This is a genomic window from Pseudooceanicola sp. NS-SX9, assembly GCF_057380705.1.
On record NZ_JBXXRN010000003.1, the window covers coordinates 122,085 to 140,559 of the forward strand.

General features: G+C 69.0%; 20 protein-coding genes. 14 read left to right on the plus strand and 6 right to left on the minus strand.

The features are described 5' to 3' along the window. The first annotated feature begins 8 nt into the window (after positions 1-8). Genes xylA through AC2ITM_RS19135 form a run of 5 tightly spaced genes read left to right on the plus strand, consistent with a single transcriptional unit; the run spans position 9 to position 4,386 of the window. Positions 9-1,334 (plus strand): xylose isomerase, encoded by a 1,326-nt coding sequence (xylA, locus tag AC2ITM_RS19115; RefSeq protein ID WP_486470014.1) that lies wholly within the window; start codon positions 9-11, stop codon positions 1,332-1,334. 24 nt (positions 1,335-1,358) lie between these two features. Then, a complete protein-coding gene (locus AC2ITM_RS19120) occupies positions 1,359-2,054 on the plus strand; it encodes a fumarylacetoacetate hydrolase family protein (protein ID WP_486470015.1) in 696 nt (231 codons plus the stop codon). Further along, on the plus strand, positions 2,051-2,698 hold the full coding sequence (gene maiA / locus AC2ITM_RS19125) for a maleylacetoacetate isomerase (RefSeq protein ID WP_486470016.1): 648 nt from the start codon (positions 2,051-2,053) through the stop codon (positions 2,696-2,698). The genes AC2ITM_RS19120 and maiA overlap by 4 nt, the downstream gene beginning before the upstream one ends. Positions 2,699-2,728: 30 nt before the next feature. Then, positions 2,729-3,829 (plus strand): cupin domain-containing protein, encoded by a 1,101-nt coding sequence (locus AC2ITM_RS19130; RefSeq protein ID WP_486470017.1) that lies wholly within the window; start codon positions 2,729-2,731, stop codon positions 3,827-3,829. Continuing rightward, on the plus strand, positions 3,826-4,386 hold the full coding sequence (locus tag AC2ITM_RS19135) for a maleylpyruvate isomerase N-terminal domain-containing protein (RefSeq protein WP_486470018.1): 561 nt from the start codon (positions 3,826-3,828) through the stop codon (positions 4,384-4,386). The genes AC2ITM_RS19130 and AC2ITM_RS19135 overlap by 4 nt, the downstream gene beginning before the upstream one ends. Positions 4,387-5,330: 944 nt before the next feature. Here the strand turns inward: AC2ITM_RS19135 and AC2ITM_RS19140 are convergent. Together AC2ITM_RS19140 and AC2ITM_RS19145 are read right to left on the minus strand one after the other, a co-directional pair. Then, positions 5,331-6,563 (minus strand): NAD(P)/FAD-dependent oxidoreductase, encoded by a 1,233-nt coding sequence (locus tag AC2ITM_RS19140; RefSeq protein WP_486470019.1) that lies wholly within the window; start codon positions 6,561-6,563, stop codon positions 5,331-5,333. 719 nt (positions 6,564-7,282) lie between these two features. Continuing rightward, positions 7,283-8,203, minus strand: coding sequence for a DMT family transporter (locus AC2ITM_RS19145; RefSeq protein WP_486470020.1), 921 nt, complete (start codon positions 8,201-8,203; stop codon positions 7,283-7,285). A gap of 130 nt (positions 8,204-8,333) precedes the next feature. On the opposite strand from AC2ITM_RS19145, the gene gcvA reads away from it, so the two are divergent. Further along, positions 8,334-9,218, plus strand: coding sequence for a transcriptional regulator GcvA (gcvA, locus tag AC2ITM_RS19150; protein ID WP_486470021.1), 885 nt, complete (start codon positions 8,334-8,336; stop codon positions 9,216-9,218). A gap of 8 nt (positions 9,219-9,226) precedes the next feature. On the opposite strand, the gene AC2ITM_RS19155 is transcribed toward gcvA, so the two are convergent. After that, positions 9,227-10,141, minus strand: coding sequence for a LysR family transcriptional regulator ArgP (locus tag AC2ITM_RS19155; RefSeq protein ID WP_486470022.1), 915 nt, complete (start codon positions 10,139-10,141; stop codon positions 9,227-9,229). Positions 10,142-10,234: 93 nt separating this feature from the next. Between AC2ITM_RS19155 and AC2ITM_RS19160 the strand changes: the two genes are divergently transcribed. Both AC2ITM_RS19160 and AC2ITM_RS19165 read left to right on the plus strand, forming a co-directional pair. After that, positions 10,235-10,846 (plus strand): LysE/ArgO family amino acid transporter, encoded by a 612-nt coding sequence (locus AC2ITM_RS19160; protein WP_486470023.1) that lies wholly within the window; start codon positions 10,235-10,237, stop codon positions 10,844-10,846. 40 nt (positions 10,847-10,886) lie between these two features. After that, on the plus strand, positions 10,887-11,417 hold the full coding sequence (locus AC2ITM_RS19165) for an NADPH-dependent FMN reductase (protein ID WP_486470024.1): 531 nt from the start codon (positions 10,887-10,889) through the stop codon (positions 11,415-11,417). Here AC2ITM_RS19165 and AC2ITM_RS19170 read toward each other — a convergent pair. The 3 genes from AC2ITM_RS19170 to AC2ITM_RS19180 form a co-directional block, all read right to left on the minus strand. After that, a complete protein-coding gene (locus AC2ITM_RS19170; protein WP_486470025.1) occupies positions 11,414-12,532 on the minus strand; it encodes an alpha/beta fold hydrolase in 1,119 nt (372 codons plus the stop codon). The two genes, AC2ITM_RS19165 and AC2ITM_RS19170, sit on opposite strands and share 4 nt — an antisense overlap. 210 nt (positions 12,533-12,742) lie before the next feature. Then, positions 12,743-13,978 (minus strand): MFS transporter, encoded by a 1,236-nt coding sequence (locus AC2ITM_RS19175; RefSeq protein ID WP_486470026.1) that lies wholly within the window; start codon positions 13,976-13,978, stop codon positions 12,743-12,745. Positions 13,979-14,101: 123 nt separating this feature from the next. Further along, positions 14,102-14,572: an Lrp/AsnC family transcriptional regulator gene (locus AC2ITM_RS19180; protein ID WP_486470027.1), complete on the minus strand. Its 471-nt coding sequence runs from the start codon at positions 14,570-14,572 to the stop codon at positions 14,102-14,104. Between the two features lie 126 nt (positions 14,573-14,698). Here AC2ITM_RS19180 and AC2ITM_RS19185 point away from each other — a divergent pair, with 126 nt between their 5' ends. The 6 genes from AC2ITM_RS19185 to cysW all read left to right on the plus strand — a co-directional run bounded on the left by AC2ITM_RS19185 (position 14,699) and on the right by cysW (position 18,468). Continuing rightward, positions 14,699-15,202 (plus strand): RrF2 family transcriptional regulator, encoded by a 504-nt coding sequence (locus AC2ITM_RS19185; RefSeq protein WP_486470028.1) that lies wholly within the window; start codon positions 14,699-14,701, stop codon positions 15,200-15,202. A 115-nt stretch (positions 15,203-15,317) separates the two neighbouring features. After that, complete coding sequence (locus AC2ITM_RS19190) at positions 15,318-15,512, plus strand: hypothetical protein (RefSeq protein ID WP_486470029.1); 195 nt, start codon at positions 15,318-15,320, stop codon at positions 15,510-15,512. A 23-nt stretch (positions 15,513-15,535) separates the two neighbouring features. After that, positions 15,536-16,555: a sulfate ABC transporter substrate-binding protein gene (locus AC2ITM_RS19195; RefSeq protein ID WP_486470030.1), complete on the plus strand. Its 1,020-nt coding sequence runs from the start codon at positions 15,536-15,538 to the stop codon at positions 16,553-16,555. 3 nt (positions 16,556-16,558) lie between these two features. Beyond that, positions 16,559-17,389, plus strand: coding sequence for a sulfate ABC transporter permease subunit CysT (gene cysT, locus AC2ITM_RS19200; protein WP_486470031.1), 831 nt, complete (start codon positions 16,559-16,561; stop codon positions 17,387-17,389). After that, the gene (locus tag AC2ITM_RS19205) at positions 17,382-17,621 is read left to right on the plus strand and encodes a hypothetical protein (protein ID WP_486470032.1); all 240 of its coding nucleotides are present in this window, start codon (positions 17,382-17,384) and stop codon (positions 17,619-17,621) included. The genes cysT and AC2ITM_RS19205 overlap by 8 nt, the downstream gene beginning before the upstream one ends. After that, on the plus strand, positions 17,614-18,468 hold the full coding sequence (gene cysW, locus AC2ITM_RS19210) for a sulfate ABC transporter permease subunit CysW (protein WP_486470033.1): 855 nt from the start codon (positions 17,614-17,616) through the stop codon (positions 18,466-18,468). Before AC2ITM_RS19205 ends, cysW begins: the two co-directional genes overlap by 8 nt. Positions 18,469-18,475: the final 7 nt, after the last annotated feature.

Below are 18,475 nucleotides of genomic sequence, written 5' to 3' on the forward strand. Positions count from 1 at the left end.
AGGCCCCCATGAAAGACCACTCCACCCCCCCGTTCTTCAAGGACATCGCCCCCATCCGTTACGAGGGCCGCGACAGCGCCAATGAATTCGCCTTCCGCCATTACGACCCCGAAGAGGTGGTGATGGGCAAACCCCTGAAGGACCACCTGCGCTTTGCCGTGGCCTACTGGCATTCCTTCGCCTGGGAGGGGGGCGACCCGTTCGGCGGGCGCACCTTTGAACGCCCCTGGTATCCCCAGGACGCGATGGAGACCATGCGCATCAAGGCCGATGCCGCCTTCGAGATGTTCGAGATCCTCGGCGCGCCCTATTTCTGCTGGCACGATGCCGATGTCCGCCCCGAGGGCGCGACCTTCGCCGAAAGCCGTGACCGGCTGTTCGAATGGGTCGATTACGTCCTGCCGAAGATGGACAAGACCGGGGTCAAGTGCCTTTGGGGCACGGCGAACATGTTCACCCACCGCCGCTGGATGGCCGGCGCCGCCACCAATCCCGATCCCGATGTCTTTGCCTGGGCCGCCGCCAACGTGCAGGCCTGCATGGACGCAAGCCACCGCATGGGCGCGGAAAACTATGTCCTGTGGGGTGGGCGCGAGGGCTATGAAACCCTGCTGAACACCGACATGGGGATCGAGCGCGCCCACTACGGCCGCTTCCTGCAGATGGTGGTCGAGTACAAGCACAAGATCGGCTTCAAGGGCACGATCCTGGTGGAACCCAAACCCCAGGAACCCTCGAAGCATCAGTATGATTTCGATGTCGCCACGGTCTATGGGTTCCTGAAGGAGTTCGGGCTGGAAACCGAGGTCAAGATGAACATCGAACAGGGTCACGCGATCCTGGCCGGGCACAGCTTTGAACATGAACTGCATCTGGCGCGCGCCCTGGGGATCCTGGGGTCGATCGACATGAACCGCAACGATTACCAATCGGGCTGGGACACCGACCAGTTCCCCAACAACGTCCCCGAGGTCGCGCTGGCCTATTATGAGGTGCTGAAGGCAGGTGGTTTCACCACCGGCGGCACCAATTTCGACAGCAAGGTGCGCCGTCAGTCGCTGGATCCCCAAGACCTGATCCTGTCTCATGTGGGGGCGATGGATGTCTGCGCCGCCGGTCTGAAGGCGGCCGCGAAGATGCTGCAGGATGAGGTGCTGGAGGCCCCCCTGCGCGACCGTTACGCCGGCTGGCAGACCCCCGCCGCGCAATCCATGCTGGCGGGGTCGCTGGAGGCCGCCGCCGCCCGCGTCACCGATGAGGGCCTGGATCCCCAGCCCCGTTCCGGCGCGCAGGAGCGCCTGGAAAACCGCGTTAACCGCTACCTGATCGGCTGATCCCTCAAGACCCGGAGCCTTACCATGACTTTCGTTTTCGCCCCCCTGCCCACTGCCAGTGTCGCCGTCGCCGGTACCGAAGACCGCCTGCCCGTCCGCCGCATCTTCTGTGTCGGGCGCAACTATGCCGCCCATGCCCGCGAGATGGGCAAGGATCCCGACCGCGATCCGCCGTTCTTCTTCACCAAGCCCGCCGATGCGGTGGTGGATGATGGCCAGACCGTCGCCTATCCCCCCGAAACCGCCAACTTCCAGTACGAGGCCGAGCTGATCGTCGTCATTGGTTCGGAGGCGCGCAATGTGTCGGAAGACGCCGCCCTGTCCCATGTCTGGGGCTATGCGGTGGGCAATGACCTGACCCGGCGCGACCTGCAGATGACGGCGCGTGAACAGGGCCGCCCCTGGGACATGGGCAAGGCCTTCGATGCCTCTGCGGTGATCGGCCCGGTGTATCCGGTCGCCTCTGTCGGCCATCCTGAAGCCGGCGCCATCCGGCTGGAGGTCAACGGCGTGGTGAAACAGGATGCCGACCTGGCCGAGCTGATCTGGTCGGTGCCTGAAATCATCTCGATCCTGTCGCGCCAGGTGGTGCTGAAGGCGGGCGACCTTATCATGACGGGCACGCCCGCCGGGGTTGGCCCGCTGGTCGAAGGCGATGTCTGCACCGTTTCCATCGCAGGGCTGGGACAGATCAGCACCACCATCGGACCCAAGGCATGACCTTGAAGCTGCACAATTTCTTCCGCTCTTCCACGTCAACGCGGCTGCGGGCCGCGCTGGCGCTGAAGGGGCTGGACTATGACTATGTGCCCTATTTGCTGCGGGACGGGGAAACCCGGACCGCAGCCTATCTGGCGCGCAATCCCGCCGGCCTGGTGCCGATGCTGGAACGCGACGACGGCACCTTCATGACGCAATCCCTGGCCATCATGGAATGGCTGGAGGACACCCATCCCACGCCCCCCCTGCTGCCCACCGATGCCGATGGGCGCGCCCGCGTGCGCGCGCTGTCCTACATGATCGCCTGCGAAATCCACCCGCTGAACAACCTGCGGGTGCTGGGCTATCTGGGTGACCAGTTGCACGCCGATGCAGAGGCGCAGAAGGCGTGGTTCACCCATTGGGTCACCACCACTTTCGACGCGCTGGAAACCCAGCTGGCGCGCGATCCGCAGACCGGCCTCTATTGCCACGGCGACACGCCGGGTATGGCCGATTGCTGTCTTTATGCGCAGGTCTGGAACAACCGCCGCTTCGACATTTCCACCGCCCCCTGGCCCACCATCGCGGCGATCTTCGCCCGGCTGGACGCGTTGCCCGCCTTTGCCGGGGCCGCCCCGCCGCGCCAGCCCGACGCCACCTGATCCCCGTTCATCTCAGGGAGGAGACCTGACATGCCCGAAGACATCGCCGACATGCCCCACACGATGGAGCCCGACGACACCCCCGAACTGCGCGCGCTTTATGCCGCCTTCGCGGAAAACCACATCCTGCCGCTGTGGACGCAGCGCGGCGACCTGATGCCCGAAACCCCGCGCCCGCGCGCCCTGCCCCATGTCTGGAAATGGTCGGTGCTGCTGCCCTTGGCGCAGCGTTCGGGCGATCTGGTGCCGGTGGGCCGGGGGGGCGAACGGCGCGCCCTTGGGCTGGCCAATCCGGGGCTGGGGGGGAATGCCTATATCTCGCCCACGCTCTGGGCCGCGATCCAGTATCTGGGCCCGCGCGAAACCGCGCCGGAACACCGCCATTCCCAGAACGCCTTCCGCTTTGTCGTGGAAGGTGAGGGCGTCTGGACCGTGGTCAACGGCGATCCCGTGCGGATGAGCAGGGGCGACCTGCTGCTGACGCCGGGCTGGAACTTCCACGGCCATCACAACGATACCGATCAGCCGATGGCCTGGATCGACGGGCTGGACATCCCCTTCAGCCAGCAGAACGACGTGGGCTTTTTCGAATTCGGCGCCGACCGGGTGACCGATTACGCCACGCCGCGCTATTCGCGCGCCGAACGGCTGTGGGGGCATCCGGGGCTGCGGCCCCTGTCGGGGCTGCGCGATACCGTGTCCTCTCCGCTGCCCGCCTATCGCTGGGAGCACACCGACCGCGCGCTGACAGAACAACTGCTGCTGGAGGAAGAGGGCCAGCCCGCCACGGTAGAGCAGGGCCATGCGGCGATCCGCTATGTCAACCCGACCACCGGCGGCGATGTGATGAACACCATCCGCTGCGAATTCCACCGCCTGCGCGCCGGCACCCAGACGCCCGCGCGTCAAGAGGTCGGCTCGTCCGTCTTTCAGGTCTTCGAAGGGCGCGGCGCGGTAGTGCTGGGGGGCCAGACGCACAGGCTGGAAAAAGGCGACATGTTCGTCGTGCCCTCCTGGGTATCCTGGTCGCTGGAGGCCGAGACCGGGTTCGATCTGTTCCGCTTCTCGGATGCGCCGATCATCGAGCGGCTGAATTTCCACCGCACCTTCGTGGCCGGGCCCGAGGCATGACCCCGCAAGAAGCCGAGCGCGCCGCGCTGCGGGCCCGTCAGGGGCCTGGTGCGCGCTATGATGCCGGATCTGCCCCCGCCGCCGCGCTAGAGCAGATGCGGCTGGGCACCGCCTATTTCGCGCGCCTTTTGAACGGGTTGAGCGATGCCGATCTGGCCGGGGCCTCGACCCGGCCCGGGCAAAGCCGCGCCCATGTGGTGGCCGGGGTCGGGCTGGCCGCCCGGCGCCTGGCCGAAGCGCTGGAGGGTGGGGTGGCCGACCCCATCCCCGATCCCGCCGACATTGCCCTGGCCGCGACCCTGCCACCGCAGGCGCTGCGCAACCTGTTCGCCCATGCCGCCGTGCATCTGAACGTGACGCTGCGGGATCTGGATGCGGCAGGCTGGCAGGGTCGGCTGGGCGCCAGGCCAATCCGCAGCCTGCCCGATACCCATGCGCAAGCCCTGTGGCAGGGCGCTTTGGCGCTGCGGGCGGGCGGTCGGCCGGGCGATCTGCCGCCCGCGTGGCGACAGGCGCCCGCCGGGATCCCTCCAGTGTCGGCAGGCGCACCGCCCTGATCTGCGCAGCGGCGGGCGCGATGGCCAGGCGGCATCCGGGATGGCCCCGAGGCCCCGCCATGTGATCGCGCCGGGGGCCAGCGAGTGGCGCATGCGACCACTTTGCAGCCCTTGGCGGGATGGGCTCTGGTTCTCGCAATCACCGGGACCCCGGCCTGTCGGCGCCCGGCTGTGGCCAGGCCGATGGCCGAATGCGGACCCGGCAGCATGCCGGTTACGGCAGGGATGCGGGCCAAGGCTGCGGCCGCAGAAACCGCCCCGGACCGAAAGACCCGGCCAGCAGGTCAACACCACCGTCCGGGCGCCCCCCCCTCAGCCACGCCCTCACACCCCGTCGCATCGACCAAGAGCCGCGTGATATCCGCGCTGACCTGGCCTGCCATCACTGGACGGATGGGGCGGCGGGCCCGGCAGGTGGCGTCGCGCAGCACCCGGTCGGGGAGGTTGTTGTTGCCAACGTTCGCCAAATGCGCGACGGGCAGGCCCATGCGGCGGCCGAACCCCCTGGGATCGCTTCGAAGACCAAGGTCGCGTCGTCGGATGCAAGCCCCGTCAGCATCGCCGCTTCGAAATCAGGCGCCGGGCCGCGCCACGAGCCCAGACATGGGTCTCACGGTTAAGGGTCACTGGTCGTTGCGGGTGGTGATCCGCTTGGCCATCGGGGATGTCCTTCGGACAAGATCGCCCCGGGCACGGCACGCCCGGCCGATTAACCGGTCGTGACGTCGATCTCTGCGGGCAGGAGAAGACCCTGGCGATGGGCCGGGTCACCTGCAGGTCCGGCAGCCGCGCCAGATCCCCCCCCTGCCCACCGGCAGACCTGCACCGGATCGGCAATCGCGGCTTCGCAGGGGGTCAGTGGCCTGGCCGCGCGGCAGGGACCTCCTGCCAGAGGGCCGCGCGGGCGGCGGCATCCGCAAGCGCCTGGTCACTGCCGTCCCCCGTCAGGACGCCGCGCCCCTGCGCGCGAATTCGCGGCGGTCAAGCCAGGCGTAGTAGGTGGTCAGCGCATTGGCCACCGGTACGGCGAAGGCGTGAAAGCGGATCGGATCGAACGGCAGGTCGTCAAAGGCGGTGTCCGCATCGGGCTGGCCCAGGATCCGCCGCGCGGTCTTGGCGGCGAAATAGAGCGAGCGGGTGACGCCCGAACCGCAGTAGCCGCCCAGGTGCCAGATGCCGTCGATCTGCCCCAGATGCGCCGAATGATCCTGGGTATAGGCCACGTCGCCCCACCAGGCCTGCGTGATCGGCACAGTCTCGAGCTGCGGATAGACCCGCCGCGCCGCTTCGGCGATCAGCCTGCGGCGCCGGGCGTCCGAGGCATTGCGCGGCGCCAGGCGACCGCCGAACAGCATCCGCTTGCCGTCAGGCGTCGGGCGGTACCACATGAAGACTCGGGTGGATTCCCCGTGCATCATCCTTCTGGGGCTCATCGAGGCGATGACCTCGGGGGGGAGTTCCGCGGTCACCCCGGCCGAGGTGCGCAGCGTCACCACCCGGCGGCGCATGCTGTCGACGCCCCGGTCCGAATAGCCGTTGGTCGCCACGATCACCTCGCGGGCACGGGTGATGCCGGCGGCATGGCGGACCTCCCAACGGGCGCCGTCGCGGCGCAGGCCGGTGACGCCCACATGCGGAAATAGCGCCGCCCCCGCGGCCTCGGCCCGCTGCGCGAGGCCCTGCACCAGCTTGCGCGGATGGATGCCGCCGTCGCGGTCGTAGATCACCCCGCCATGGTAGAAATCCGAACCGACATAGGCATGCTGGTCGGCGCGCGGGACCATCTGGAAGGTCAGGCCGACGCTTTTGTGCAGGGCCTCGCATTCGCGCGCCGAGGCGTCGTAGGCGGCGCGGGTGGTGGCACCGCGGAAACGGCCGACGGGGCTGAAATCGCAGTCGATGCCTTCTTCGGCGATCAGCGCCTCGAAATGGGCGACGGCGGTCATGCCCTCGCCCAGGATGGCACTGGCCTTGGCGGCACCGTATTTCGCGGTCAGCCCCGCGATGCCCAGCTTGTGGAAGCTGGGGCCGAACATGCCGCCATTGCGCGACGAGCAGCCAAAGCCCACCTCGTTGGCGTCATAGACCGCGACCGACCGGCCGGCCCGCGCCAGATACATCGCACAGCCCAGCCCGGAATAGCCCGCGCCGACGATGACCACATCGGCCTCTGTCATCGGGGCCACCTCGCGGGGTCGGTAATCCGGCGCCGCGTCTTTCCAGTATGATGTTTCGCCTTGCATGGCGGGGGTCCTTCCAGAAGGGGGCGCGCAGACCCCGGTACGGCTGTGGTCGTGGCGCAGACCGCGTATGTCGCGCAAGCCAACGTCAGTGAAATTGAAGCGGATCACCACGAAGATGATTGCAACTGCGGCACGATAGCAAGCCAGGGCGCCAGCACCAGATCGTGCCGGGAGGCGTTCCGCATGTTGCCGCAGCCGGGCCACGGGCGGTTGACGGCTGCAACCGAGGGCCGGATACGGGCCTGTGGCAGGAGGACGCGGGGAAGGGTCGGCTGGCCGCCCCAGGCGTCCGCCATGATGGCGCCTTGATGGATCACCCTCATGCCCCCGTGCCCAGCGATATTCGGCCGTCGGCATGCCCCGCCGGGTGGCGACACGCCTTTGGGGCACAGCCTTTGGCTCTGGGGTCGGTTCTGCACGAACCGGGCGCTGCAGACGGTGATGCGCTGCCATACCGCTGCCTTCGGTGCTGATCGGGCGGGGCCTGTGCCGAGGGGCCTTTCGACAGGATAAAGACCGCGGTCATCGGCGATGAACGCCGCCGGGATCGCCCCCTGCAACGCCGCGCGTGGCGCTGCGCGGGTATTGCCGCCCGGCCCCTGCAGCCCGTATCGGGCCAGGGCCCGGGCACCCGTGCTGGCAGGGGCCGGGCGTCAGCCCCCGCGGCAGCGCAGGCGCGCCCAGATCCGCCCGTCGATCGCCAGCAGGCCCAGCCCGATCAGCCCCAGCCCGGCGTAATGGTTGACCTGCAACCGCTCGCCCAGAACCAGGCTGCCCAGCACGATGGCGCTGGCCGGGATCATCAGCGTCACCATCGAGGTGTTCAGCTGGCCGATGCTGGACAGGCTGCGAAAGTAGATCACATAGGCCAGCGCCGTCGACAGCAGCGCCAGCCCCACCAGCGCGGCCAGGACAACCGGACCCGGCACCGCCAGCGTCCAGGGCTGCTCGACGATCCCGGCCAGCGGCACCATCATCACGCTGGAGGCCGCAAGCTGACCGAAGGCACCGGTTGCCGGGGCGATGCCCATCTGCCGGAAGCGCTGGCCGAAATAACCCGCAAAGCCGTAGGACAGCGTCGCCCCCAGGCAGGCCAGCATCGGCAGCAGCGGAAAACCGTGATCCGACACCAGATCCCCCCCCATCAGCACCGCCACCCCCGCCAGCCCGAGCGCCACGCCGACCAGCCGGTTGGCCGAGACCTCGGTCTCGGGGGCCAGGGCCTTGGTCACCAGGATGGCAAAGACCGGCGTCGTGGCGTTCAGGATCGAGGCCAGCCCGCTGGCAATCTGCGTCTGCCCCCAGACCAGCAGGCTGAAGGGGATCACGTTGTTCACCGCCCCCATCAGGAAGAAAGCGCGCCAGGCGGCCGGGCCCAGCGACAGGCGCGTGCCGCGCGCCCGCAGGTAGATCCACAGCGCCAGCGCCGCCAGCATCACCCGGCACAACACCACCGTCAGCGGCGGCAGCGCCGCCAGCGCCACCTTCGAGAAAAAGAACGACCCGCCCCACAGGACCGACAGCAGGATCAGCAGCGACCAGTCAAGCGCCTTCGGCGAGGAATGTTGCGACATCTGTCTTCCATGTCTTAGAATATCTACACCAATGCGGATCCGCCCCCGCGACCGTTCTGCCCGAATGACCACGGACCGGCGATGAAGACAAACGATGATTTCTGCCTCTATGCTTGAGATTTTCTAACTCATGCCAGGTCCCCTCCCCTCGCTCAACGCGCTGCGCGCCTTCGAGGCCGCCGCCCGCCATGGCAGCGTCAGCCGCGCCGCAGACGAGCTTTGCGTGACCCCCGGTGCGGTCAGCCAGCAGATCCGCGAACTGGAGCGCGACCTGGGGGTGGCCCTGTTCCTGCGCCGGCCCCGGCAGATCGTGCTGACCGAGACCGGCGCCCAGCTGGCCACCTCCGCCTCAAGTGCCCTGCGGATCCTGCGCGAGGCCTCGGCCCGGGCCCGGGCCCGCCCGACCCCCGCTGTGGTGACGCTGGGCTGCACCTCGGGCTTTGCCAGCCAGTGGCTGCTGCCGCGACTGGCGCGCTTCGAACAGGCCCATCCCGGGATCGACCTGCGCATCAGCGCCTCGAACCGGGTGCTGGACTTTGGCCGGGACGGCATCGACCTGTCGGTCCGCCACGGGCTGGGGCGCTGGCCCGGCCTGGTCGCCGAACGGCTGATCGACGACGGGCTGACCCCGGTGTGCAGCCCGCGCTATCTGGCCCGCCACGGGCCTTTCGACACGGCCGCCGACCTGGGCCGGGCGCGCCTGCTGCATGACGAGCACCGCCAGGACTGGCCGCTGTGGATGATGGCCGCCGGCGCCCCGCAGACCGAGGCCGCAACGGGGCCGCTGTTCGTCGATGGCAATGGCGCGGCCGAGGCCGCACTGGCGGGACAGGGTGTCGCGCTGCTGCGGCGCTCGATGGTGGCGCAGGCACTGGCCAAGGGCCGCCTGCTGGCCCCTTTCCCCACCACGCTGGCCAGCGATCTGGCCTATTACCTGGTGCATCCGCCCGGCGCCCGCGATGCCGCAGCCCCGGCCGCGCTTTGCGACTGGCTGCGCGCCGAGGCCAGGGCCTGAGGGGGGGCTCAGCCCGGGTCGGGCGGCGCCAGATGGCGGCGCGCGGCGCGGCGCAGGCAGTCGGTCAGGCCCGACAGGGCCGCCGCCGAAACGCGGTTGATCTGCCAGTACAGCTGACGGTCCAGCACGGCGCCGGGGATCAGCTCGGCCAGGCGACCTGCCGCCAGATGCGGCGCGGCCAGCGGAGCGGGGTTCAGCGCCCAGCCCATGCCCGCCAGGCTGGCATCGAGGAACCCTTGGGTCGACGGCAGCCAATGCGTCGGCAGCGCGACCTCCTGCCCGAAGCTCTGCCGCACCCAGTCGGCCTGCAGCCTGTCCTTCTGGTTGAAGATCAGCGCCGGCGCCCGGGCCAGCGCCGCCCGGTCGACCCCGGCCGGGAAATGCTGCGCGATGAAGGCCGGGCTGGCGGTGGCATGGTAGCGCAGCCGCCCCAGCGGGATCACCCGGCAGCCCTGCACCGCCCGCCCGATCGAGGTCACCGCCGCCACTACCCGCCCCCGGCGAAGCCAGTCGGCCGTGTGGTCCTCGTCATCAAGGGCGATATCGACCAGATGGCCGCTGGCGGCGGTGAAGGCAGCGATACCCTCCAGGAACCAGGTGCCCAGGCTGTCGGCATTGGTGGCCAGCGGCAGCGTCACCCGAGGTGCGGCACCGTCGGGCGGGGCAAGCTCGGGCAGGCGGGCCATCAGGTCCTGCTCCAGCATCCCGACCTGCTCGACGTGCCGACACAGCGCGGCGCCGCGGTCGGTCGCGGTGCAGGGGGTGCCCCGGCGCACCAGCACCACGCCCAGGCGTTCCTCCAGCTGCTTGATCCGTTGCGACACCGCCGACGGCGTCACGTGTAGGGCCAGGGCCGCGCGTTCGAAACTGCCTGTGCGCACGACCTCGGCCACGGCGCGGGCGGCGGGGTAGTCGATCGACATCAGTTTTCCTTAATCGAGATTACATACCTTAATTTTCCTAATTCATCGGCCCAGGCTACAGCAAGCGGCACAACAACCAAGGGGCACGCTGCCATGAATTTTCCGGTCTTTCTGACGGGGCTGTCGATGGGCCTCAGCCTGATCGTGGCCATCGGGGCGCAGAATGCCTTCGTGCTGCGGCAGGGGCTGCGCGGGCAGCATGTGCTGGCCGTTTGCCTGGCCTGCGCGCTGTCGGATGCGGTGCTGATCACGCTGGGGGTGGCGGGGTTCGGCAGTGTCGCGGGCTGGCTGCCCTGGATCGGGCCGGTCATGCGCTATGCCGGTGCCGCCTATCTGCTGTGGTTCGGCGCCCAGAGCGCCCGGGCGGCGCTGCGGCCCGGGGGGGCGCTGCAGGCCGACGGGCCGCAGGCGCTGACCGGGCTGGGGCGGACGCTGCTGGCCTGCCTGGCGATCACCTGGCTGAACCCGCATGTCTATCTGGATACCGTGGTTCTGCTGGGCAGCCTGTCGGGGCAGTTCCCGGGTCAGGCCGCAGCCTTTGGCGGCGGCGCGATCCTGGGGTCCTTCCTGTTCTTCTTCCTGCTGGGGTTCGGCGCCCGGCCACTGCGGCCGCTGTTTGCCGCCCCGCGCGCCTGGCGGGCCCTTGAGGGGGTCATCGCCATCGTGATGTGGACCCTGGCGCTGCGGCTGCTGATCACGGCCTGATCCGCTTGCCCGCCCGTCCGGCTGCGGCTAGGCAGGCGGCATGAAGATCCTTGCTCTTTCCGGCAGCGGCCGGGCTGCCTCGACGAATACCGCCTTGCTGCGGGGGCTGGCCGTGGCGGCCGGGCCCGCCCATGATGTCCAGATCATCGCCGGGACGGGCGCCCTGCCGGTCTTCAGCCCGGACCAGGAGGGCACCGCCCTGCCCGCCCCCGTCGCGGCCTTTGCCGACGCCCTGCGGGACTGCGACGCGCTGGTGATCTCCAGCCCCGAATACGTCCGCGCCATTCCCGGCGGGCTGAAGAATGCGCTCGACTGGATGGTGTCCCGGGACGAGATCATCGGCAAGCCCATCGCGCTGCTGCATGCCTCGCACCGGGGCGAGGACATGCTGGCGCAGCTGCGGCTGGTGCTGTCGACGCTCAGCGCCGGTTTCGCCCCCGAGGTCTTCGCCCGCTTCGCGCTGATGAAGATGACCCCGCAGCAGATCGCCTGCCACCTGCAGCAGCCCGGTCCGCGCGCCAGCCTGCAGGCCTTTCTGCGCCAGCTTGCGGACCGGGTCGGGGCAGCCTAGCGCGCGCCCTTGTCGGCCAGCCAGGCGGCGATGCCGGGCCAGGTGTCCGCCAGCGTCCGGCGCCCCATGAACAGCCCGATGTGCCCGCCCGGGACCAGCTTGCTCTCGATCTGTTCAGGCGGGGTGCCCAGCAGGTCGCGGGCCGCGAAGACCTGCTCGTGGGTGGTGATGTCATCGCTTTCACCGGCCAGAAGGTAGGTCGGGCAGGTGATGTCCTTCAGCTTCAGCTGCCGCCCGAGGGCCACGAATTCGCCCTTGGCGAACAGGTTCTTCTTGAACAGCAGCTCGATCGCCTGAAGGTAATAGACCCCCGGCAGGTCCAGCGGACGTTCGTACCAGCTTTCGAAGGTCTCGGTGCGCTCCAGATAGGCCGGGTCCTCGATATGAGAGAACAGGTCGACGAACTTGCCGATATATTGCTTGTCGGGGTGCATGTTCTTCCAGCCGGTCAGCATGAATTGCCCCAGCATCCGGCCCTCGCCTGCGGTGACCATCTCCTGGTAGACCGACAGCGGCATCTCATGCGCCATCTTGCGGATCGGGCCGTCACCGGCATCGGTGTCGATGGGCGAACCGGCCAGCACCAGCGCCGCCACCTTGTCGGGGAAGCGCGCCGCATACATCGAGGACATCCAGCCGCCCTGGCACAGCCCGACCAGGATGGCCCGGCCACCCAGTTCATCGACCACGACGTTGATCTCGGCCAGGTATTTGTCGATGTCGAAATCGCGCATCCCGGGGGTGGCGCTTTTCCAGTCGGTGCAGACCACCCGGCCCAGCCCCGCCGCCAGCAGCGTGGCAATCAGGCTCTGACCCGCATCGTAATCGGCGATGGTGGCGGAATGGCCGGCGAAGGGCGCATCCACGATCACCGGGATACCGCCGCCCGCGCCGCCGAAATCACGCAGCCGCATGGTGTCGAGATCCAGCAGGATCTGGTTCGGCGTCGCCCATTGCGGATCGGGGGGCGCGGTGACCTCGACCGCCTCCTTCATGTAGCGCAGGCTGTCCTCGACGGCGCGAAAGCCGGCTTTCTCGAACTCCATCCAGGTGGCCATGGGCCAGAACCAGGGAACGGAATGTTCGTATTTCGATGCGGTGGGGGTGTCGGTCATTGCAGTGCTTCCATGCCATCCGGGTCGGGCAGGCGCGCAGCCACTAGGCGCCCCGACCCGCCGAAGCCACCCCGCAACCAGACCCCCGGTACGCGCCATTGGCGTCAAAAAACTTGAGGGTTCAAACTATTACCGGTGGATTCTGCACTGCGGCGCGGCCAGGTCAAGGCCGTGCGGCAAAAGGAAACATCTTGTGAATATCCACGCGCCCTAAGTTCGCCGTCGCAGCAGGCCCCAGGCGATCAGCCCGGTGACCAGCGCCAGTGCCGCCAGCGCCGCCGAGAAGATGCCAAAGGCCCGCCCCAGGCCGATGACATCGATCAGCATGCCGAAGGCCAGCGTCGGGATCGCATTGCCCAGATACCCCGTCACGTAGAACCGAGAGATCAGCCGGGTGCGGTTCTGCGCCGTGGCGGCCTCGTTCGTCAGGGCGGCGCCGCCGACGAAGGCCGCGCCATAGGCCAGCCCGCACAGCGGCATGGCCAGCACGAAGACCGGGGCCAGTCCGGCCCCCGCCCCCAGCAGCAGCCCCAGCTGCAGCGCCGCCATCGACAGGCAGCCCACCAGCACCGCGCCCAGCGGCCGGAAGCGTCCCGCCAGCACCTGGCCCAGGCCGGCAAAGGCCTGGAAAATGGCCGGCAGCAGCCCCGCCAGCGCATGCACCCGCAGGTCGAACAGCTGCGTCGCCAGAGTGACGCCGGTGGCCATCAACGCCGAGCCCAGGATCCAGGCCACCACGATCGACAGGCAGGCCAGCAGCGCATAGTTGCGCCGCATCGCATCGCTCAGACCCTGCCCCAGATCGGCGCCGCTTGGGGTCGGCTCGGCATGACGGCGGGTCTGCCATTGCGAGGCCAGCAGCCCCAGGATCGCCAGCGCCGCAGTGCCCGCGATCACCAGGAAGGGCGTGACCAGCGGCGCGATCCCCAGGGCCAGCGCCACCGAGGACACCACCGGGCCCGTCGCCGCGCCGCCGGTGAAGGCGACGGTGCTGATCACCGCCGCCCGCTTGCGGTTGGCCGAGGGATCCAGATCCAGCAGCGCCGCCGAGGCCGTGCTGGTGATCAGCCCGGTCGCCACCCCCGACAGCACCCGCCCGGCGATCAGCATCGTGACCGATCCCGCCAGAGCGAACAGCACCGCCCCCAGCATCGTCATCAGCAGCCCCGGGATCAGCAGCCTGCGCCGGTCGGCCACCCGCGCATCCAGCCGCGGCGCCAGAAACAGCGCCAGCAGCGTGCCCACCGCATAGACCGCGAAGATCGTGGTGGCGATCCCCTGCGACAGATGGAGGTGCTCGATATAAAGCGGATAAAGCGGGCTGGGCGTGGTGCTGGCCATCAGCGCGGCAAACAGTGCCAGCGCGCAGGAGACGCGGCCAAGCAGATAGCGGGACGCGCCGCAGGGGACGGCCGCGGCAGGGGCGCGGGTCAGGGTAATGGGCATGATGCCTTCTGGATCCAGGAGAGGGTGAGGAGCAGGCCGGGGCCCTTCCCTCCTCTATATCCGCGACCGCGGGATTGGCAATTTACGGAAATGCCGTCGGCGGGCTTACCGCGCGCCCGGGCTTCACGCGCTGCGTGTGTCGACGGGCAGCACCGTCTTGGCCTTCAGCCGCTTCAGCGCGAAACTGGCGGTGATGTCGCGCACCGGGATCGCCTCGGTGATATGGCGGCGGATGCGGTCGTAATCGGCCATGTCGCGGGCGACGATGCGCAGCACGTAGTCCTGGCTGCCGGCCAGACGGTAGGCATCCATCACCTCGGGGATGGCGGCCAGCAGCGCCTCGAAACGATCATGCCAGTCGGCGCCCTGGTCGGGGGCGCTGACACCGGCGAAGACCGTCAGCCCAAGGCCCAGGTGTTCGGGGTCGACCAGCGCCACCCGGGCCCGGATGATCCCCGCATCCTGCAGCTTGCGGACCCGTTTCCAGCATGGCGTCTGGGTCAGCCCCACCTGATCCGCCAGCCGCGCCAGCGGCACCGTCGCATCGGCCATCAGCGCGGCGATGATCTTGCGGTCGATCCGGTCCAGTTCCATCTGTGCCCTCCCGAGGGTCGTTCTGCTCTCAGGATGCCGCAAAAGAACTAAATGTCTACCGTGTTTATCGTGTATAGGCGGAAAAGCCGTCTTTCCCTGGCTTTGAATTGGTGATTTACTCTGGCGATGATCACCCAGAAGGCCAAGTACGCCCTGAAATCCATGATGGCGCTCGGTGCGCTGAAGCCCGGCGAGGCGCTGACGATCGAAGAGGTCGCGCAGCGCTCGGGTGCGCCGAAACGATTCCTGGAACATATCCTGCTGGACCTGCGCAAGGCGGGCTATCTGGGCGCCAAGCGCGGCCGGGCGGGGGGCTATTTCCTGATCCGAGAGCCCGCCCGGATTTCCCTGGGCGCCCTGCTGCAGGAGGTCGAGGGCCCCATCGCGCCCCTGCCCTGCCTGTCGCGCCGCGCCTACCGCCGCTGCGACGACTGCACCGACGAAGACAGCTGCCAGCTGCGCCGCGTGCTGGGCGAGGTGTTCTGGAGCTACCTGCTGCTGATCGAATCCCTGACCCTGCAGGATCTGCTTCAGGGCCCTGAAAAGACGGGTAAAATCCTGGATCTGACGGGCGATGACACGGCCGGTGCAGGGGCTGCGTCCGCCTCGGGTGGGGTCGCGGGAGAATAATCTTCTCCGGCGCCGGATGCAGAACAGCGAAAACATTCCCTCCCATTCACGACAACCTCGGTAGATATTAAGGGTATTGCGGGGATGCCCCCGCGTCCCGCTACGGAGGACCGAAATGATACCTGCCTGCCCGACACCGCATCCCGGTCGCGTGCACGTGCTGCATCTCGTGGCCCGCGACACCGGACGCCCCCTTTGCCTGAACGGCCAGCCGCTGACGGTGCTGGCCCGCGATCCCCAGCTGGCCGCCCGCGAACTGATGTGCGGCCGCGATCCGCGCCACTGGCGCGTGCGCATCCTGCCCGCCTGACCCTTCGACAACCGGAGCTTTCCATGACCCGCACCCTTCTGACCCGGGGCGCAGGGCCGGTCCTTGCCGCCCTGCTTGGCCTCACCGCGCTGTCCGGCCCCGTGCTGGCCGACACGACGCTGCTGAACGTCTCCTACGACCCGACACGCGAATTCTACCGCGCCTATGATGCCATGTTCGCCAGCTGGTGGCAGGCGCAGGGCCACCCGCCCGTCACCATCGAACAAAGCCACGGCGGATCGGGCGCCCAGGCGCGCGCCGTGATCGACGGGCTGGACGCGCAGGTGGTGACGCTGGCGCTGGCCTCGGACATCGACGCCATTGCCGATCGGTCCCGGGCGCTGCCGAAGGACTGGCAGAAGGCGCTGCCCCATGACAGCGCGCCCTATACCTCGACCATCGTGTTCCTGGTGCGCCGGGGCAATCCGAAGGGCATCCACGACTGGGGCGACCTGGTGAAGCCGGGCGTGCAGGTGATCACGCCCAATCCCAAGACCTCGGGCGGGGCGCGCTGGAACGTGCTGGCGGCCTGGGGCTGGGCGCTGAAGACCCATGGCGGCGACGAGGCTGCGGCGCGCGACTATCTGCACCAGCTTTTCGCCCATGTGCCGGTGCTGGACACCGGCGCGCGCGGCGCCACCACCACCTTCACGCAGCGCGGCACCGGCGACGTGCTGCTGGCCTGGGAGAACGAGGCCCTGCTGGCGGTGCAGGAACTGGGCCCCGACAGGTTCGAGATCGTCGTGCCCTCGATCTCGATCCGGGCCGATCCGCCGGTGGCGCTGCTGCCGGGCAACCTGCACGACCCCGAGCAGACCGCCGCCGCCCAAGCCTATCTGCAGCACCTCTATTCCCCCGAGGCCCAGGCGCTGGCGCTGAAGAACGGCTACCGCGCCTGGGACACCTCGGCGGCAGCGCCCGAGGATCTGGCGAAATTCCCCAAGCTGGATCTGCTGACGATTGACGATTTCGGCGGCTGGGCGCAGGCGCAGCCGCGCTTCTTCGGATCGGGCGGGATCTTTGACCAGGTTTACGGGGGCTAGGCGATGCTGTTGCGTTCCCCCTCCGCGCTGCCGGGCTTTCGCCTCGGCCTCGGGGTGCTGAGCGGCGCCCTGGGCCTGATCGTGCTGCTGCCGCTTGCTGCCCTGCTGGGGCGGGGGGTGGCGATAGGCCCCGAGGCGCTGCTGGCGCATCTGGCGCCCGAACGGGTGCGCGCGGCGCTGTGGCTGTCGTTTCGCGCGGCCTTCGGGGCGGCGGTGGTGAACCTGCTGGCGGGCAGCCTGCTGGCCTGGGTGCTGGTGCGCTACCGCTTTCCCGGGCGGCGGCTGATCGATGCGGCGGTGGACCTGCCCTTCGCCCTGCCGACCGCCGTCGCGGGCATTGCGCTGACCACGCTTTATGCGCCGAACGGCGTCTTCGGGGCGGTGCTGGCCCATCTGGGGCTGCAGATCGCCTACAGCCAGGCCGGCATCTGGCTGGCGCTGATCTTTGTCGGCCTGCCCTTCGTGGTGCGCACCGTCCAGCCCGTGATCGAGGAAATCGACCCCGAATGCGAGGAAGCTTCGGCCACGCTGGGCGCCTCGCGGCTGCGGACATTGCGCCGGGTGGTGCTGCCGGTGCTGGCGCCGGCCATGGCCACGGGCTTTGCGCTGTCGCTGGCGCGGGGGGTGGGGGAATACGGCTCGGTCATCTTTATCGCCGGCAACCTGCCCAAGCTGACCGAGATCGCCCCCCTGCTGATCGTCATCCGGCTGGAGGAATACGACTACGACGCCGCCGCCGCGATCGGCATCGCCATGCTGGCGGTCTCTTTCGCGATGCTTCTGCTGATCAATGCAACCCAGGTCTGGGCAAGACGGAGGATCGGACATGCCTGACATCCCTTACGCCGCCGACCGCGGCATCCCCCCTGCCGGAGGCTTCCTGATCGCCACCGCCTTCGGCACCTGCGGCCTGCTGGCGGGCCTGCTGCTGTGGCTGGCGGGCGCGGGCCTGTTGGCGGCGCTGCTGGCCTGGGCGCTGCTGCCCGCAGCCCTGCTGGGTGCGCTTTGGCTGGGTCTGCACATGGCCCGCCCCCCGCGTCCCAAGGCCGAGGTGCGCCATGTCTGACATCCTTGCCCATCCCGCCCGCACCGAAGCGCCGCTCATGCGCCTTGGCCTGACGCTGGTGGCGGTGGCGCTGGTCGCGCTGCTGCTGCTGGCGCCCCTGGCGGTGGTCTTTGCCGAGGCCCTGCGCGGCGGCATCGCCACCGCCTGGGACGCGCTGCGCCAGCCCGATGCCCGCGCCGCGATCCGGCTGACGCTGACGGTGGCCGCCCTGGCCGTGCCGCTGAACGCCATCGTCGGACTGGCCGCCGCCTGGGCCATCGCGCGCTTCGACTTTCGCGGCAAGGCGGTGCTGATCACGCTGATCGACCTGCCCTTCTCGGTCTCGCCGGTGGTGGCGGGGCTGGCGCTGGTGCTGCTCTACGGCGCGGGCGGGGTGTTCGGAGACTGGCTGAAGGCGCATGACCTGCGGATCGTCTTTGCCCTGCCGGGGCTGTTGCTGGCGACGCTGTTCATCACCTTCCCCTTCGTGGCCCGCGAACTGATCCCGGTGATGGCCGAACAGGGCCCGGCCGAGGAAGAGGCGGCGCTGACGCTGGGCGCCTCGGGGTGGCGGATGTTCCGCACCGTGACGCTGCCCAATGTCCGCTGGGCGCTGCTTTATGGCGTGCTGCTGTGCAATGCCCGCGCGATGGGCGAATTCGGCGCCGTGGCGGTGATCTCGGGCAAGATCCGCGGCCAGACCACCACCCTGCCGATCCTGATCGAGATGCTCTACAACGAATACCTGTCCGCCGCGGCCTTCACCCTTGCGGCGCTGCTGGCGGCCCTCGCGCTGGTGACGCTGGCGCTGAAATCCCTTCTTGAATGGCAGCACGCGGACCTTCTGGCCGCCACCCGCCGCCACTGATCCCCGG